General features: G+C 75.8%; 6 protein-coding genes. 3 read left to right on the plus strand and 3 right to left on the minus strand.

Annotated elements, in window-relative coordinates:
- The first annotated feature begins 64 nt into the window (after positions 1-64).
- The gene (locus tag ACZ47G_RS38235) at positions 65-1,264 is read left to right on the plus strand and encodes a nucleotide disphospho-sugar-binding domain-containing protein (protein WP_465750895.1); all 1,200 of its coding nucleotides are present in this window, start codon (positions 65-67) and stop codon (positions 1,262-1,264) included.
- 136 nt (positions 1,265-1,400) lie between these two features.
- Positions 1,401-2,672, plus strand: coding sequence for a nucleotide disphospho-sugar-binding domain-containing protein (locus ACZ47G_RS38240; protein ID WP_465750897.1), 1,272 nt, complete (start codon positions 1,401-1,403; stop codon positions 2,670-2,672).
- A 132-nt stretch (positions 2,673-2,804) separates the two neighbouring features.
- On the opposite strand, the gene ACZ47G_RS38245 is transcribed toward ACZ47G_RS38240, so the two are convergent.
- The 3 genes from ACZ47G_RS38245 to ACZ47G_RS38255 form a co-directional block, all read right to left on the minus strand.
- Positions 2,805-4,328: an FAD-binding oxidoreductase gene (locus tag ACZ47G_RS38245; protein ID WP_465750899.1), complete on the minus strand. Its 1,524-nt coding sequence runs from the start codon at positions 4,326-4,328 to the stop codon at positions 2,805-2,807.
- Between the two features lie 129 nt (positions 4,329-4,457).
- Complete coding sequence (locus tag ACZ47G_RS38250; protein WP_465750901.1) at positions 4,458-5,228, minus strand: thioesterase II family protein; 771 nt, start codon at positions 5,226-5,228, stop codon at positions 4,458-4,460.
- A gap of 107 nt (positions 5,229-5,335) precedes the next feature.
- Positions 5,336-6,841 carry an NDP-hexose 2,3-dehydratase family protein gene (locus ACZ47G_RS38255; RefSeq protein ID WP_465750903.1) on the minus strand — a complete coding sequence of 502 codons (1,506 nt, stop codon included), beginning with the start codon at positions 6,839-6,841 and terminating at the stop codon, positions 5,336-5,338.
- 191 nt (positions 6,842-7,032) lie between these two features.
- On the opposite strand from ACZ47G_RS38255, the gene ACZ47G_RS38260 reads away from it, so the two are divergent.
- Positions 7,033-19,143, plus strand: a complete 12,111-nt coding sequence (locus ACZ47G_RS38260) for an SDR family NAD(P)-dependent oxidoreductase (RefSeq protein WP_465750904.1) — start codon at positions 7,033-7,035, stop codon at positions 19,141-19,143.
- Positions 19,144-19,149: the final 6 nt, after the last annotated feature.

A 19,149-nucleotide genomic window follows, 5' to 3' on the forward strand; every position in this document is an offset into this window, starting at 1 on the left:
TCGGATGGACTAGGTCCTGTCCGGGCCTAGGCCCGTCCGGCCGCACAGACCCCCGGGAGTCCATATGCGCGTCCTGTTCACCCCGCTCCCCGTCGGGAGCCACCTCTACCACCAGGTGCCGCTGGCGTGGGCTTTCCGCGCCGCCGGGCACGAGGTGCGGGTCGCCTCGCAGGCGTCCCTCACCACGACGACCCTCAGCACCGGACTGACCCCGGTCGAGGTGGGCGACGACTACGACTTCATGGCCAGCATGTCGGACATGCCCGAGGCCCACCGGATCTCCGCGGCCGCCCTGATGGTGCTGTCCGAGGACGAGCGGCGCGCGATGGGACAGCGGCGGTCCGGCCCGCTGGTCGAGCTGAACAAGCGGCTGGCGCCGGACCTGCTGCGGTTCGCCGAGCAGTGGCGGCCCGACCTGCTGGTCACCGACCCGACGCTGTTCGCCTCGTCGCTGGCCAGCGCCGTCCTCGGCATCCCGATCGTCCGGAACATCTGGGGCCCCGACATCCTCTACGGCCACCCGTTGCAGGGGCAGCCCAACACCGGCTCCGAGCGCGAGCAGTGGCACCCCGAGCTGGTCGAGCTGTTCGACCGGTTCGGGGCGGAGGTCCGCAACGACTACGTCACGCAGACCCTCGACCCCTGGCCGGCCAGCCTGCGCACCTTCGGGCCGGCCAAGCCGATGCCCCGCCGCTACGTGGCCTACAACGGCGCGGGCACGGCACCGGACTGGGTGCTCGAGCGCACCGGCCGGCCGCGGGTCTGCGTCACCTGGGGGACGACCACCAGCGCACTCGGCGGCCGCAGCACCGTTCTCCCGCGCGTCGTCGACGCGCTCGCCGGGCTCGACGTCGAACTCGTGGTCACGGTCAGCAGCATCGACCGGAAGAGCCTCCGGGACCTGCCGGACAACGTGCGGGTCGTCGAGAACCTGCCGCTCCACCTGCTGATGCCCAGCTGCGACGCCATCGTCAACCAGGGCGGCACCGGCTCGGTGCTCACGGCCGCCGCGGCCGGGGTCCCGCAGGTGCTCGTGCCGGAGAACTCCGAGACACCGACCAACTCCATCAGCTTCACCGCCAGCGGCGCGTCCGTCCTGCTGGAGCCGGCCGACCTCACCGCCGAATCCGTCACCGCCGCGGTGACGACCGTCCTGACCGACGACGCGGTCCGGACGTCGGCCGACCGGATCCGCGAGGAGATCGCCGCCATGCCGTCGCCCGCCTCGGTGGTCTCCTCCATCGAGGCCCTGGTCGCCGCCTGACGGCGGGACACCGGTGCGCGGTCCGCCCGGCAGCACCCCACCGGGCGGACCCCACCCGCTCCGCGGCACCCCCTCTCATCCGTGACGCATCTCATCCGTGACGCCAGTGACGCCCGCGACGCCCCAGGAGGGCACCTTGCGCATCCTCTTTCTGCCGGTCGCCGCGACGACCACACCGCTGTTCCACATGGTCCCGCTGGCCTGGGCCTTCCGGGCGGCCGGCCACGAGGTGCGGGTCGCCGCCCTGCCGGACCTCACCCCGGCCGTCACCGGCGTCGGCCTGCCCGCCGTCGAGGTCGGGCACGGATACGAGCTGATGGACGGCGTGATCCGCTCGCGCGGCGGCCACCGGGTGATCGAGGCCCCGGCGAAGGACTGGGACCGGACCGGGCTGGCCGCCCCGGGCGGCCCGCACGGCGGACCGCCCGCCCCCGGTGACCCGGAGGCCGCCCGGCTGGCCGCGCTCCGCAACGCCACCATGGCCCCGCTCGTCGAGGCCGCCGTCCGGATGGCGCCCGACCTGCTGCGGTTCGCCGAACGCTGGCGGCCGGACCTGGTGGTGGCCGACACGATGGTGTTCGCCGCGCCGCTGGTCGCCTCGGCCCTCGGGATCCCACTGGTCCGCCAGACCTGGGGGCCGGACGTCATGCGGGTGATCAGCCAGCCGCTGCAGGGCCTGCCCGGCGCGGGCGACGAGGTCCGCCCGTACTGGCCCACCGGGCTCCCCGAACTGTTCGACCGGTACGGGGCGGAGGTCCGCAACGACTACCCGGTCCGCACCGTCGACCCGTGGCCCACCAGCCTCCAGCTGCCGGGCATCCCCGGGCGGCTGCCGATGCGGTTCGTCCCCTACAACGGTTCGGCGGCCGCACCGGACTGGGTGCTCGACCGCCCCGAGCGGCCCCGGATCTGCGTCACCTGGGGCACCTCCACCTCCGCGCTGGCCGGCGACGAGGCGTTCGTCCTGCCGCAGGTGGTGGCCGGGCTCGCCGACCTGGACGTGGAGGTCACGCTGGCGATCAGCGCCGGCGACCGGGCCAAGATCGGGCCGCTGCCCGGCAACGCCCGGATCGCCGAGAACGTGCCGCTCCACCTGTTCCTCCCGAGCTGCACCGCCATCGTCAACCAGGGCGGGACGAGTTCGCTGCTCACGGCGGCCCTGCACGGCCTGCCGCAGGTGATGATGCCGCAGACGGCCGACAACCCGTTCAACGCGGCCAACTTCGCCGCCGGCGGCGCGAGCATCACCCTGGACCCGACCGAGGCGGGCCCGGCGGAGATCGGGGCGGCCGTCGGCCGAGTGCTCACCGAGGACTCCTTCCGGGCGTCGGCACGGAAGGTGCGCGAGGAGATCATGAGCGCGCCGACGCCGGCCGAGATCGTCCACTCCCTCGTGGCGCTGGTCTGACCGCCGAACGCGCCGAACGCGAAACACCCGAGCACCCGAGCACCCGGTACGACCGAGGGGCCCGGCACCGAAGCCCCGGACGAGGGGCCCTGGTGCCGGGCCCCTCGTCCGGGGCGGGTGGCCGCCGGAGCGTCAGCAGCCGATGCTCTGCTCGAAGGAGAAGAACCCGTGCGGGTCGTAGGCGTTCTTCGCCGCTACCAGCCGCGGATAGTTCTCGGCGTAGTACGACTGGCGCCAGTCCGGCAGCGCGGGGTCGATGTAGTTCTGGTAGGTCTCGTGCGCGGAGTACCGGTCGGTGACGGCGAAGCCGTGATCGATCCACGCCCGGGCGGCCGCCTGCTCCTCGTCGGTGGCCTTGTCGGGCGCCACCACGGTCGCCCAGTCCACCGAGAACCGGGCGTCGCGGTGGACGTAGGCGGTCGCGGTCCGGGAGATGTCGGCGGAGACCCCGCCCAGCGCGAAGACGTGCACCATCCGGGCGTGGCCGGCCCGGCGGTCGGCCTCGAAGGCCCCGAGCACATCGGTCACCCCGGTGGGCGGCAGGTTGTCCCGGAACAGCCGTGACCGGCTCAGCTGGAACCCGGTGCGGGGCAGGTCCGCCTGCGGGTTGTTGCCGACCCGGTGGCACTGGGCGACCGAACTGGTCGAGCACTTGAACCAGGACATCATGCCGCCGCGGAAGCCCAGGTCCTGCACGTTCCGGTAGGGCGGCGTGTGGCCGATCGCCGCGGCCAGCGCGTTCAGGTGCGGCGTGAGCTCCTCGGGCGAGCCGAGGAAGGTGCCGTCGGTGAGCAGGAACGGCGCGGCGCCCGGGGAGGCGTCGAGCAGGCCGAGCAGGCAGCGGGCGCCGATCGTGTGGGGCGCCGAGTCGGCCAGCCAGCGCTGCCAGCCGTCCAGCACGTCCGCGGCGATGTCCCAGGGCCAGGCGAGCGTGTAGTTGACCATCCGCGGGACGGTGGTGTGGCGCCGCTCGTAGCGGGTGACGATGCCGAAGTTGCCGCCACCGCCTCCGCGCAGCGCCCAGAACAGGTCGGGCTGCTCCTCTTCGGAGGCGGTCACCACCTTCCCGTCGGCGAGCACGACCTGCGCCGACACCAGCGAGTCGGCGCCGAGGCCGAGCGCCCTGGTCTGCCAGCCGATGCCGCCGCCCTGCAGGTATCCGCCCATGGCCACGGTCGGACAGATCCCGCCCGCGAGTGCCACGCCGTTGGCGGAGGCCTGGTCGACGACGTCCACCAGCTGGGCGCCGGGGCCCAGGACGGCGTTCTGCGGGCCGACCTGGATGCCGTTGAGTTGCGACACGTCGATGATCAGGCCGGTGGTGGTCGAGTAGCCGCCGTAGCTGTGCCCGCCGCTGCGCGGGACGGCCGGTATGCCGTGGTGGTGGGCGAAGGACAGGCAGGTCCGGACGTCCTCGACGTCCGCGCAGTAGGCGATGCCGGCCGGGTTCACTGCGTCGAACGCCATGAAGTTCAGCTGCTTGGCGAGCGCGTAGCCGGGGTCCTGCGGCCGGACCAGGCGGCCCTTCAGCCGGTTCCCCAGCCGGCTCCAGTCGGTCGCCTCGGCCAGGCTGGCCGGGGCGGCGCCCATCGAGCCGAGGCCCGCCGCGGCCAGCGCCACCGCGCCGCCCTTCAGCAGTGATCTACGAGTGGGCACGCGTTCATCTCCTTGGTCGTCGTTCAGCTTGGTCGTCGTTCGGCTTCGTCATCGTTCGGCTTCCGTCGTTCGGCTTCCGTCGTTCGACTGCGTCGTCGTTCAGCGCCGGGCCGTTCAGCGCCGGGCCGTTCAGCGCGGGGCCGTGTGCGCGGCCAGCCGCTCGGTCATCAGGTCCACGATCGGCTGCCGGTGCTCGGCCGGGAAGAAGTGGCCGCCGGGGTAGACGTGCAGGTCGAAGTCGGCCGTCGTGTGCCGCTCCCAGGCGCGGACGTCGTCCAGCGAGGTCTTGGGGTCGGCGTCGCCGGCGAGGGCGGTGATCGGGCAGCCCAACGCCACCTCGCCGACGGGCCGGTAGGACTCGGCGGCCTTGTAGTCGGCCCGGATCGCCGGCAGTGCCGCGCGCATCAGCTCGTCGTCGGCCAGGACGCGGCTGTCGGTGCCGCTGAGCCGGGCCACCTCGGCGAGGAGGCGGTCGTCGTCGAAGGTGTGCACCAGCTCGCCGCCCGCCCGGGAGGGCGCGCGGCGCCCGGAGGCGAACAGCCGCACCAGGGACGCCCCCGGGGCGGCTTCGATCCGGCGCGCCAGCTCGAACCCGAGGGTGGCGCCCATGCTGTGGCCGAACAGCGCCACCGGCCGGTCCAGGAACGGGCGCAGCGCGGCGAAGGCGGCGTCGGCGAGGGACCCGATGTCGTCGATGCAGGGTTCCTGCCGGCGGTCCTGGCGGCCGGGGTACTGCGCCGCCAGGACGTCCGCACGCTCCCCGACCGCCTGGGCGAACGGGAAGAAGTAGCTGGCCGAGCCGCCCGCGTGCGGCAGGCAGACCAGCCGCACCGGCGCCTCCCGGGCCTCCGGGACGTACCGTCGGAACCAGCGGGCACCCTCGTCCGAGACCGTCGTCATCGGTTCCCCTCCTGTCTCTGCGGCCGTCTCCGCGGCCGTCCCGTCCACCGGCCCGCGGAGTGCCCGGCGCTCCCCTCCGCCATCACCGGAATGATCGTACGACCTTCCTACCAAAGCGAGTTGAGGCAGGCGAGCAGGGTCCGCGCCTGGACGTTGACGCAGTTGCGGTGCTGCACCCAGGTCAGCAATTGACGCACCGTCATCCAGCGGAAGTCGGGGTGGGGCTCCATGGCCTCCGGCAGGTCGTCGCAGTCGACGACCAGGTAGCGGCACTCGGCGTGGTAGAAGCGGCCGCCCTCCTCGGAGAGCACCACGTCGTAGCGGACGTTGTCGGTCGCGCCGAGCACGTAGTCGTAGAAGCGCGGCCGCCGCTCCGGCGGAGCGTCCGCGTAACTGGCGGGGCTGCACTGGACGGTGGGGCCGAGCTCCACGACGTCCAGGAAGCCGGGTTCGACCGCGGCGCGCATCAGGACGTGCAGGACCCCGTCGATCCGGCGGGTCAGGAAGGCGACGACGCCGACGTCGACGGGGGCCAGCAGGGGCTGGTGCCACGCGTCGACCTCGCGCTGGCCGCGCACCGAGACGCCGATGATGCGGAAGTGCTTGCCCTGCCGGTGTGCGATGTCACCGTCCGACACCCGCCATTCCCGCAGCTCGGTCAGTTCGACCGGTCCGACCGCGAGATCGGTGTCGACCCGCACGTCGTTGAGCCAGCCGGAGATCTCGGCGTCGGTGTGGCGGCCGTCGGTGTCGGCGGCCCGCAGGGAGCGCCACAGGTCGGCGGCGAACTCCGGGTCGGGCGCGCCCGCCGACGGGCCGCCCGCCTGCTCGCCCACCCGGTCACCGGCCGGCCCGCCCGGCCCATACGGACCGTCAGACGGTCCGTACGGGGCGATCGGCAGGCAGGCGAGCACCGTCCGGGAGTCCATGTTGACCAGGTTCGGCACGGCCAGCAGCCGCCGGATCTGACCGTACGTCAGCCAGCGGAAGTTGTCCCTGACTTCGACCTCGTCGGTGGTCTCCACGACCATGTTGCGGTTGCGCTTGCCCAGGAACCAGGCACCCTGCTCGGACTGGAGCACATCGGCGAGCACCCGGCCCCGGCCGGCCCGCAGGAAGTGGTCCAGGTACGGGATGGCCGCTCCGCCGTGCACCTTGGTGTAGTTGCTCCGGGTGGCCTGCACGGTCGGCGACAGCTGGAGCTGTCGGCGGTTTCCCGGCTCGATCTTGGCCTGCACCAGGAAGTGCAGGACGCCCCCGAACTCCTTGGCCAGCAAGCCGAGTATGCCGACCTCGGGCTGGTGGATGAGCGGCTGCTGCCAGGCCTGCCGGTCGGGCCCGGCCGACGTGACGTCCGCCCCCTGGATGCTGAAGAACTTCCCGCTGTCGTGGACGAGCGAGGCCTTGCCCTCGGTGAAGTGCCAGCCCTTGAGCTCGGCCAGCGGGACCCGCTCGACCGTCATCCGGTCGGTCCGCTCGCGCTCGCCGAGCCAGGCCGCGAACTCCTCGTTCGTCGTCAGTACACCCTCGGTGGCCAGCCCCGACCGCGTGACGCGCGGACCGTCGGGCAGGACCTCGGCCGACGCGGACGGCCGACTGAGAATCTCGCTCATTATTCACCCCTCTGCAGAAGCGCCGGCACATATTGTCCCGCCCTGCTTTAAATTGACGCTAAAATCGGCCGAATTCCCACCGGATCCCGCCGTTCCGGTGCCCGGCTTTAGCATCGGCCAAGGCCCCCGTTAGCGTCCGGTGCGATTCTCGGCGGCAATTCCTATTGACCGATGCGAGGCGGGGAAAGCGGATGAATTCCGACTCGGCTGATCTGGGCCCGACGGCCAACGAGGCGAAGCTGCGCGACTATCTGAATCGGACGACCGCCGGTCTCCGTCAGGTGCGCCGACGCCTCGCGGAGGTCGAGGACCGGGAGCACGAGCCCATCGCGGTGGTGTCCATGGGCTGCCGCTTCCCCGGCGGGGTGGACTCGCCGGAGGCGCTCTGGGAGCTGCTGCTGTCCGAGCGGGACGCCGTGGCCCGCGTCCCCGGCGACCGCGGCTGGGACATCGACGACATCTACGACCCCGACCCCGACGCCCCGGGCAAGAGCTACACCCGGGACGGCTCGTTCCTGGAGGGCGCCGACCGGTTCGACGCCGACTTCTTCGGGATCAGCCCCCGCGAGGCCCTCGCGATGGACCCGCAGCAGCGCCAGCTGCTGGAGGTCGCGTGGGAGACCTTCGAGCGGGCCGGGATCCCGCCCGCGGCGCTGCGCGGGACCCGTACCGGGGTGTTCGTCGGCAGCATCGGCCAGACCTACGACCAGAGCCTGGCGCCGGCCGTCGACCAGGTCGAGGGCTACGTCCTGACCGGCACCCAGAGCAGCATCATGTCCGGGCGGATCGCCTACGCGTACGGGCTGGAGGGCCCGGCGCTCACGGTGGACACCGCGTGCTCCTCCTCCGCGGCGGCCCTGCACCTGGCGATCCGGGCGCTGCGCGGCGGCGAGTGCGACCGGGCGCTGACCGGCGGGGTCACCGTCATGGCCACCTCCGCCTGGTACACCGAGTTCAGCCGCCAGCGCGGCCTGGCGCCGGACGGGCGCTGCAAGCCGTTCGCCGCCGCCGCCGACGGCCTGGGCTGGGGCGAGGGCGTCGGCCTGCTGATGCTGCGGCGGCTGTCGGACGCCCACCGGGACGGCGACCGCGTGCTGGCCGTGCTGCGCGGTTCGGCGGTCAACTCGGACGGCGCCAGCAACGGCCTGACCTCGCCCAACGGACCGTCCCAGCAGCGGGTGATCGAGCTGGCACTGGCCGATGCCCGGCTGACCGCCGGGGACGTCGACGCCGTCGAGGCGCACGGCACCGGCACCACACTCGGCGACCCGATCGAGGCGCAGGCGCTGCTCGCCACGTACGGGCAGGACCGGCCCGGCGGCGAGCCGCTCTGGCTCGGCTCGGTGAAGTCCAACATCGGCCACCCGCAGGGCGCCGCCGGGGTGGCGGGCGTCATCAAGATGGTGCTGGCGCTGCAGCACGGGCTGCTCCCGAAGACCCTGCACGTCGACGCCCCGACGCCGCACGTGAACTGGGACGCGGGCAACGTCCGGCTGCTGACCTCCGCGCGGCCGTGGCCGGAGAGCGGGCGGCCGCGCCGCGCCGCCGTCTCCTCGTTCGGTGTCGGCGGGACCAACGCGCACATCGTCCTGGAGGCCGCACCGCCGCGCCCGGACCCGGCCGCCGGCCCGGGCCCGACCACACCGGGGGCGGCCGCCCCCGGATCCCCGCCCGACGCCGCCCCCGAGGCCGCGCCCGCCGAGGCCGCCGCCCCGCCCCTGCTGACCGAGGGCGCCCTCCCCTGGCTGGTGTCGGCCCGCAGCGAACGCTCCCTGCGCGGCCAGGCCCAGCGGCTGCTGGACTTCGCGACCGCCCGCCCCGAGCTCCCGTCCGCCGACGCCGCCCACGCGCTGGCCGTCGAGCGCGAGCACCACGAGCACCGCGCGGCGGTCGTCGCCGGCACCCGTGAGGAGCTGTTGGAGGGCCTGCGGGCGCTGGCCGACGGCAAGCCCGGCGCCCACGTCGTACGCGGCCGGGGTACCGCCGCCCGAACGGTGTTCGTGTTCCCCGGGCAGGGTTCCCAGTGGGCGCGCATGGCGGTCGACCTGCTCGACGACTCCGCGGTCTTCCGCGAGCACCTGTACGCCTGCGCCGACGCCCTCGCCCCGTACACCGACTGGTCGCTCCTCGACGTGCTGCACGACGCACCGGGCGCACCGACGCTGGACCGGGTCGACGTGGTGCAGCCGGCGCTGTTCGCCGTGATGGTCTCGCTGGCACGTGTGTGGCAGGCCGCCGGGGTCCGGCCGGACGCGGTGGTGGGCCACTCCCAGGGCGAGATCGCGGCCGCCCACATCGCCGGGGCGCTGTCGCTGGACGCCGCCGCGCGGATCGTGGCGCTGCGCAGCCGCGCCCTGCTCGACCTGGCCGGTACCGGCGGCATGGCCTCCGTGCCGCTGCCGGCGGCGGAGACCGCACGGCTGCTGGACCGCCCGGACCGGCGGAGCCTGAGTGTCGCCGCGGTCAACGCGCCGGGCACCACGGTGGTGGCGGGCGCGCCGGAGGAGCTGCGGGAGCTGGTCGACACCTGCCGGGCCGACCGGGTCCCGGCCCGGCTGATCCCGGTCGACTACGCCTCGCACACCCCGTTCGTGGAGGCCGTCCGGGAGCGGATCGGGGAGGCGCTGGCCGGGATCGTGCCGCAGCCGGCCGGCATCCCGTTCTACTCCACCGTCACCGCGGCGCCGCTCGGCGCGGACGAAGCCCTCGACCCGGCGTACTGGTACCGCAACCTGCGGCAGCCGGTGCGGTTCGAGGAGACCACCCGGGCCCTGCTGGCCGACGGGCACACGCTGTTCATCGAGGTGAGCGCGCACCCGGTACTCACCGCCGCGATCCAGGAGACGATCGAGGACGGCGGCGCCGAGGCGGTCGCGCACGGCACGCTCCGGCGCGACCACGGCGGCCGGGCCCGGCTGCTGGAGTCCTTCGCCGAGGCCCACGTCAACGGCGCCCGCCCGGACTGGACGCGGATCGCGCCCGGCCGGCCGGCGACGCCCGTCGACCTGCCGACCTACGCCTTCGCCGGGGAGCGCTACTGGCCGGAGGCGGCCGGGGCGGCCGGCGACGTCCGGTCGGCCGGGCTGGGCTCGGCGGACCACCCGCTGCTGGCGGCCGAGACCGTACTGGCCGACGGCACCGGCCACCTGTTCTCCGGGCGGCTGTCGCTGCGCACCCATCCGTGGCTGGCCGACCACGCGGTGCACGGCTCGGTGATCGTGCCGGCCACCGCGTTCGCCGAACTCGCCCTGCACGCGGCGTTCCGGGTCGGCTGCGGCGAGCTGGCCGAGCTGACCCTGCACGCCCCGCTGGTCCTGCCCGGGCGGGACGCGGTCCGGATCCAGGTGATGGTCGGCGCGCCGGGGCCGGACGGCGAGCGCGCCGTCGGCATCCACTCGCGGCCCGAGGACGACGGCCCGGACTCCGAGGACGTCCCGTGGACCCGCCACGCGACCGGGGTGCTGGCCCCGTCGGCGCCGCCGGCGGAGCAGCCCGTCGAGGAGTGGCCACCGCCGGGGGCGACCCGGCTGGAGACGGCGGAGGTGTATCCGCGGCTCGGCGCCCTCGGCCTGGAGTACGGCCCGGTCTTCCGGGGGCTGCGGGCCGCCTGGCGGCTGGGTGACGACCTGTTCGCGGAGGTCGAGCTGCCCTCGGGCGCGGACGTCCGGGGGTTCGCCCTGCATCCGGCGCTGTTCGACGCCGCGCTGCACGTGACGGCGCTGAACGGCGCCGAGCACGACGGCCGGACCAGGTTGCCGTTCGCCTGGCGCGGGGTGGCCGTGCACGCCGTCGGGGCGACGGCGGTGCGGGTGCGGCTCACCCTGTCCGGGCCGGACACCGTCGGGCTGTCGATCACGGACCGGAGCGGCGCTCCGGTGGCCTCGGTGGAGGCGCTGACCGTGCGGCCGCTCGCCGACGGGCAGGGCGCCGCGCCGGTCGTCCGCCGGGACGCGCTGTACCGCCTGTCCTGGCAGCCGGTGACGGCCACCGCCGAGCGGGAGGACCCGGCCGACTGGGCGGTGCTCGGCGCGTTCCCGCACCCCGTCGAGTGGCTCGGGGGGCGGCCGCGGGCGGCCGACGACCTCGCGGCGCTGCTGCGGGAGGCCGACGCGGGTGTGCCGCTCCCGGCGACGGTGGTCGCGTTCGCTGCGGCGGAGGACCGGGCCGGAGCCGGCGCCGGGGACCCGGTCGACGGCGCCCACGCCACCACCCATCGGATCCACCGCCTGGTCCGGCAGTGGCTCGCCGACGAGCGGCTGGAGGAGAGCCGACTGGTCGTGGTCACCGAGCACGCGGTCGCCGTCCGGGCCGGGGAGCACGTCACCGGCCTGGCCACCGCCCCCGCCTGGGGCTTCCTGCGGGTCGCCCAGCTGGAGCGGCCGGACCGGTTCGCCCTGGTGGACCTCGACGGCCGGGAGTCCTCCGTCCGGCGGCTGCCCGAGGCCCTCGCCGCGCAGGAGCCGCAGCTCGCCCTGCGCGACGGCTCCGCCTTCGCGGCCCGACTGGTCCACGCCGACACCGAGGCGCTGCTGACCCCGCCAGCGGACGCCACCGCCTGGCGGCTGTCGACCACCGCGGCGGGCACCGTCGACAATCTCGTCCTGGAGCCCTCCCCCGCCCTCGAACGGCCGCTGGCGGCCGGGGAGGTGCGGGTCGCCGTCCGGGCCGCCGGGGTGAACTTCCGCGACGTGCTCATCGCGCTCGGCCTGTACCCGGGCGAGGCGGCCATCGGCAGCGAGGCCGCCGGCGTGGTGCTGGAGATCGGCCCGGAGGTCACCGGCCTCGCGCCCGGCGACGCCGTCATGGGGCTGTTCCCGGAGGGCGCGGTCGGCCCGGTGGCGGTGGCCGACCGGCGCGCGCTGACCCGGGTGCCGTCCGGCTGGACGTTCGTCCAGGCCGCCGCGGCGCCGGTCGCGTTCCTGACCGCCTACTACGCGCTGCACGACCTGGCGGGGCTGCGGCCCGGACAGCGGCTGCTCGTGCACGCCGCCACCGGCGGGGTCGGCATGGCCGCCGTCCAGCTGGCCCGGCACTGGGGCGCGGAGGTCTTCGCGACCGCGAGCCGCCCCAAGTGGGACACGCTCCGCGCGGCGGGCTTCGACGACGCGCACATCGCCGACTCCCGGACGCTCGGCTTCGAGGAGGAGTTCCGGGCCGCGACCGGCGGGGAGGGCGTCGACGTCGTCCTGGACTCGCTGGCCGGCGAGTACGTGGACGCCTCGCTCCGCCTGCTGCCCCGCGGCGGGTCCTTCCTGGAGATGGGCAAGACCGACGTCCGCGACGCCGACGAGGTGGCGGCCCGGCACCCGGGCGTCGCCTACCGGGCGTTCGAGACGGTCGAGGCGGGCCCGGACCACGTCCGGGGGATGCTCGCGGAGCTCGGCCGGCTGTTCGACGAGGGGGTCCTGCGCCCCCTCCCGGTCAGCGCCTTCGACGTCCGCCAGGCGCCCCAGGCGTTCCGACTGATGAGCCAGGCCAAGCACACCGGCAAGCTCGTCCTCACCGTCCCCCGGCCGCTCGCCGCCGACGGCACCGTGCTGGTGACCGGCGGCACCGGCACGCTGGGCGCGGCGGTCGCCCGGCACCTGGTCGCCGAGCACGGCGTCCGGCACCTGCTGCTGGTGGGCCGGCGCGGCCCCGAGGCGGCCGGCGCCGCCGAACTCCGGGCCGAACTCGCCGGGGCGGGCGCCGAGGTGACCGTGCTGGCCTGCGACACGGCCGACCGGGAGGCGCTGCGCCGGGTGCTCGGCACGATCCCGCCCGAGCACCCGCTCACCGCCGTCGTGCACTCCGCGGGCGTCACCGACGACGCCGCCGTCACCGTCCTGGAGCCCGGTCAGCTCGACCCGGTGCTCCGCCCCAAGGTCGACGCCGCCTGGCACCTGCACGAGCTCACCCGCGACCTCGACCTCACCGCCTTCGTGCTGTTCTCCTCGCTCGCCGGCACCCTCGGCAACCCGGGCCAGGCCAACTACGCGGCGGGCAACACCTTCCTGGACGCGCTGGCCGCGCACCGGCACGCGCTGGGCCTGCCCGCGGTCTCGCTCGCCTGGGGCCTGTGGGAGAGCGCCAGCGGCATCACCGCCGACCTCTTCGCGGAGAAGCAGCACGCCGTCGCGCACAGCCTGCTCACCACCATGTCCGACGCCGAGGCGCTCGCGCTGTTCGACGCCGGACTCGCCGGGGGCCGCGCCGACCTGGTCCCGGCCGGCATCAACCTGGCCGCGGTCCGGGCGGCCGCCGAGACCCGGGCGGCGCCCGCGGTGCTGCGCGGCTTCCTGCGCCCCGCCCGCCGCCGGGCCGGCGGCCGGACCGCCACGCAGGGCTCGCTGGCGCGGGAGCTCGCCGGCCGCTCCGAGGCCGAGCAGCGCGGCCTGCTGCTGGACCTGGTGCGCGGCAACGTCGGCGCCGTGCTCGGCCACCCCGCGCCGGAGACGATCGACCCCCGGCGCCCGTTCCAGGAGATCGGCTTCGACTCGCTGACCGCCGTCGAACTCCGCAACCGCCTGAACGCCGAGACCGGGCTGCGACTGCCCGCCACCCTGGTCTTCGACCACCCGAGCGCGGCCGCGCTCGCCGAGTACCTGCGCGAGCGGCTGGGCGGCCGGACCGAGGGCGCCGCCGTCCGCGTCCGGGCCGCGTCCGGCGGCGCCGACGACCCGGTCGTGATCGTCGCGATGGCCTGCCGCTACCCGGGCGGTGTCCGGTCCCCGGAGGAGCTGTGGGACGTCGTCGACACCGGCCGGGAGACGGTGGCGGGCTTCCCCGAGGACCGCGGCTGGGACTTGGACGGCCTCTTCGACCCCGACCCCGACCACCCCGGCACCTCGTACGTCGACCGGGGCGGCTTCCTGGAGGAGGCCGGGCACTTCGACGCCGAGTTCTTCGGCATGAGCCCGCGTGAGGCGCTGGGCACCGACCCGCAGCAGCGCGTCCTGCTGGAGACCGCCTGGGAGGCCCTGGAGCGGGCCGGCATCCCCGCCGGGACGCTGCGGCGCAGCCGCACCGGCGTCTTCGTCGGCATGACGTCCTATGGGTACCCGGCCAGCGCGTCCCGGGAGGCGGAGGCGGTCGAGGGCTACCTGCTGACCGGCGCGGCCAGCAGCGTCGCGTCCGGCCGGATCGCCTACGCCCTCGGCCTGGAGGGCCCGGCGATGACCGTCGACACGGCCTGCTCGTCGTCGCTGGTGGCGCTGCACCTGGCCGCGCAGTCGCTGCGCAACGGCGAGTGCGACCTCGCGCTGGCCGGCGGCGTCACCGTGATGCCCTCGCCGAGCGTCTTCGTCGGCTTCAGCCGCCAGCGCGGCCTGGCGCCGGACGGGCACTGCAAGCCGTTCGGAGCCGGCGCCGACGGCACCGTCTTCTCCGAGGGCGTCGGCCTGCTCCTGGTCGAACGGCTGTCGGACGCCCGGCGCAACGGGCACCAGGTGCTCGCGGTGGTGCGCGGCTCGGCCGTGAACTCCGACGGCACCAGCAACGGCCTGACCGCCCCCAACGGCCCCTCCCAGCAGCGGGTGATCGAGCAGGCCCTCGCCAACGCGGGCATCACCCCGGCGGACGTGGACGCGGTCGAGGCGCACGGCACCGGCACCACGCTCGGCGACCCGATCGAGGCCCAGGCACTGCTGGCCACCTACGGGCAGGACCGGCCCGCCGACCGACCGCTCTGGATCGGCTCGGTCAAGTCCAACATCGGCCACACCCAGCAGGCGGCCGGCGTGGCGAGCGTGATCAAGACGGTCCAGGCGATGCGGCACGGCCGGCTGCCGGCGATCCTGCACGTCGACGAGCCGACGCCGCACGTCGACTGGGAGTCCGGAGCCGTCTCGGTGCTCACCGGGACGGTGCCGTGGCCGGAGACCGGGCGGGCCCGGCGGGCGGGCGTGTCCGCGTTCGGCATCAGCGGCACCAACGCCCACATCATCCTGGAGCAGCCGGCCGCCGCCGACCGCGCCACCGCGCCGGCACCCGCCGCCGCCGGCCCGGCCGTCCTGGTACCGGACCCGCGGGGCGCAGCCGCGCTGCCCTGGCCGGTGTCGGGCAGGACGCCGGCGGCGCTGCGCGGCCAGGCCGCCCGGCTCGCCGGGTACGCGGCGGGCGGCGCGGCCGAACCGGCCGACACCGCCTGGGCGCTGGCCACCGGCCGGGAGGCGTTCGAGCACCGCGCCGTCGTCCTCGGCCGCGACCGCGACGACCTGGCCGCGGCGCTGGCGGCCCTCGCCGCCGACCGGCCGCACCCGGCACTGGTCCACGGCCCGGACGCCGCCTCCGGGCCGGGCCGAACCGTTCTGGTCTTCCCCGGCCAGGGCTCGCAGTGGGACGGCATGGCGCTCGACCTGCTGGAGCGCTCACCGGTGTTCGCCGCACACCTGACCGCCTGCGCCGAGGCGATCGACCGCCACACCGACTGGTCGCTGCTGGACACCCTGCGCGGCGGCCCGGGCGCGGCCGACCTGTCCCGGGTGGACGTGGTCCAGCCCGCGCTGTTCGCGGTGATGACCTCGCTGGCCGAGCTCTGGAAGTCCGCCGGTGTCGTCCCGGACGCGGTCGTCGGCCACTCCCAGGGGGAGATCGCCGCGGCCTACGTGGCGGGGGCGCTGTCGCTGGACGACGCGGCGCGCGTGGTCGCGCTCCGCAGCAAGGTCCTGACCCGGCTCGCCGGGACGGGCACCATGGCCTCGGTGCCGCTGCCCGCCGAGGAGGTCTCCGCCCGCCTGGCCGAGGCCGACGACGTCCACCTGGCCGCGGTCAACGGGCCGGACAGCACGGTCGTCGCGGGCGGCGCGGACGCCGTCCGGGCGTTCGTCGAGCGGTACCGGGCCGACGGCGTCCGGGCCCGGCTGATCCCCGTCGACTACGCCTCGCACACCCCGCACATCGACGCCCTGCGCGACGAGCTGCTGGAGGTGCTGGCCCCCGTCAGCCCGCGGACCGGCACCGTGCCGTTCTACTCCACCCTCACCGGCGCGATCATCGACACCGCCGAACTGGACGCCGACTACTGGTACCGCAACCTGCGGCACACCGTCCGGTTCGCCGAGGCCACCGAGGCGCTGCTCGACAGCGGCCACCGGCTGTTCGTCGAGTCCGCGCCGCATCCGGTGCTGACCGTCGGCATGCGGCAGACCATCGAACGCGCCGACGTCCCGGCGCAGGCCCTCGGCACGCTGCGGCGCGACGAGGACGGCGGCCGCGAGCTGCTGGCCGCCCTCGCCCGGGCCTACACGCACGGCGCCCCGGTCGACTGGACGACGGTGCTCGCCCCCGCCGCCGCCCGGCCCGACCTGCCGACGTACGCGTTCCAGCGCGTCCCGTACTGGCTCAAGCCCTCGGCGGTGGCGGGCGACGTCACGTCCGCCGGGCTGGCCGACACCGGGCACCCGCTGGTCTCGGCCGGACTGTCGGTCGCCGCCGACGGCCGGCGGATCCTCAGCGGGCGGGTCTCGCTGCGCACCCACCCGTGGCTGTCCGACCACCGGGTGGAGGACGCCGCCCTGGTGCCCGGCACCGCCTTCGTCGAACTGGCGCTGTACGCGGCGCGCGAGACCGGCTGCGCGGCGGTGGACGAGATCACCCTGCTCGCGCCGCTGGTGCTGCCCGAGCAGGGCGGCGTCCAACTGCAGGTCGTCGTCCTGGCCGAGGAGGACGGCGCGCGCCCCGTCACGGTGCACTCGCGCCCCGAGTCCGACGACCCCGACGCGGAGTGGACGCTCCACGCCACCGGGTCGCTGACCGCGGCCGCGGGCCCGGCGGCGGAGCCGCTGACCGTGTGGCCGCCGGACGGGGCCGAACGGCTCGACGCCGGCGCCGCGTACGACCGCTTCACCGCCAAGGGCCAGGTCTACGGGCCGGTGTTCCAGGGGCTGCGGGCGGTCTGGCGGCGGGACGGTGACCTCTACGCCGAGGTCGCCCTCCCCGAGGACGTCGACCAGGAGGGGTTCGGCGTCCACCCCGCACTGCTCGACGCCGCCCTGCACGCCCTGATGGCGGTGCCGCCCGCACCGGGCGACGCGGCCGACGGGTCGGCGGTGCTGCTGCCGTTCTCGTGGACCGGTCTCTCGCTGGAGGCGGCCGCCGGCCGCACGCTGCGCGTCCGGGTGCGGTCCGGCGCCGACCGCTCCGTGGGCCTGGACCTGGCCGACGGCGCCGGCCGGCCGCTCGGGCGGATCGGGGCGCTGCGGCTGCGGCCGCTCGTCCAGGGCCCGGGCGGGCTCGGGGCCGGCCGCGGCCGGGGGCCGCTGTTGGCCACCCGGTGGGTCGAGGCCGGCCGGGCCGCAGACGCCGCGCCGTCGCTCGTCCTGGTCGGCGAGACCGGCATCACCGGCGGCAGCTCCCCCCGGTACCCCGATCTGGAGGCGCTGCGCGCGGCCGTCGCGGACGGCGCCCCGGCACCGCGCGCCGTCGTGGTGGACTGCGGCGCCGCGCAGGCGGGGTCGGGCGACCCGGCCGAGCGGACGCACCGGGCGACCCGCCACGCGCTGGAACTGGTCCAGCGGTGGCCGGCCGAGGAGGCGTTCGCCGGGGCGACGCTGGTCCTGCTCTCGCGCGGCGCGGTCGCCGTCACGGACCGGGACGACACACCCGTCACCGCGCACGAGGACGTGCCGGACCTCGCGGCGGCCGCCGTCTGGGGGCTGGTCCGCAGCGCCCAGTCGGAGAACCCGTTCGGCTTCCAGCTCGTCGACGTGGACGCGGACACCACCGAGGACGCGCTCGCCGCGGCGATCGCCGCCGGGGAGCCGCAGGCCGCGGTGCGCGCGGGCAGGGCCTACCTGCCGCGGCTGGCCCGGCCGGCGGCCGCGGCTCCGCCCGTACCCGCGCCCTCGACCGCGCCCGTGCCGGTGTCGGTGCCGGTGTCGGTGCCCTCGTCCTTCGGGCCGGGCGGCACGGTCCTGGTGACCGGCGGCACCGGCACCCTGGGCGGCCTCGTCGCCCGGCACCTGGTGACCGCGCACGGCGTCGACCACCTGCTGCTGGTCAGCCGCGGCGGCCCGCTGGCGGACGGCGCCGGTGAACTGGCCGCCGAACTCGGCGGCCTCGGCGCCACCGTCACCGTCACCGCCTGCGACACGGCGGACCGCGAGGCACTCGCCGCGGTGCTCGCGGCGATCCCCGGCGAGCACCCGCTGACCGCCGTGGTCCACGCCGCCGGGACGCTGGACGACGCGACGGTGGCCGGGCTGACCCCGGAGCGGCTGGACGGCGTGCTGCGCCCGAAGGCCGACGCCGCATGGCACCTGCACGCCCTGACCGAGCACCTCGGGCTGTCGGCGTTCGTGCTGTTCTCCTCCGCCGCGGGCGTCCTCGGCGCCCCCGGCCAGGCCAACTACGCCGCCGCCAACAGCTTCCTCGACGCGCTCGCCGCCCACCGGCGGGCCCGGGGGCTGCCCGCGGTGTCCCTGGCCTGGGGCCCGTGGGAGCAGACCAGCGCGCTCACCGCGCGGACGGAGGGTGCCAGGGAGACCGGCGCGGCCCGCCGCGGCCTCGTCCGGCTCACCACGCCGGACGCGCTCGACCGGTTCGACGCCGCCCTCGACGCGGGCCCCGCCGCCCTGGTCCTGGCCGAACTCGACCTGCGGGCACTGCGCGCCCAGGCGGCCGCGGACGCCTTGCCGCCGGTCCTGCGCGGGCTGGTCCGGGTGCCGCCGCGCCGGGCGGACGACACCGGCCCCGCCCTCGCCGAGCGGCTCACCGGCCGGGACCCGGCCGATCAGCAGGCCCTGGTGGTCGAGGTGGTGCGCGGCCACACGGCCGCCGTCCTGGGCCACGGCTCACCGGCCGGCCTCGCCACCGACCGCGCCTTCCAGGAGCTGGGCTTCGACTCGCTGACCGCGATCGAGCTGCGCAACCGGCTCAACCGGGCGACCGGGCTCACCCTGCCGGCCACCCTGGTCTTCGACTACCCGACGGTGGGGGCGCTGGCCGCGTACCTGAGGGAGCGCCTCGCCCCGCCGGAGCAGTCGCCGGCCGAGGCGGTACTCGCCCACCTCGACCAACTGGAGGCGGCGTTGGCGGCGTTGCCCCAGGAGGACTCGGACGCGTCGATCGACCAGCGCCTGCGGCTGCTGGCCTTCCGTCCGAGGACGGCATCCGGCGGTCCGAAGGATGCGGGCGCGGCGAACGGATCCGGGAACGGATCCGCGGGCGGACCTGCGGACGGGTCCTCGAACGGTGCCGCCGACGGCACGGCGGATGGCGCGCCGGACGGCGCGCCGGACGGCGCGCCGGGCGGCGCCGGGATCGGGACGGCCTCGGCCGACGAGCTGATGGACCTGATCGACCGCGAGTTCCGCCAGGGGTGACCGTGG

It is taken from the genome of Kitasatospora sp. NPDC030952, assembly GCF_055571335.1.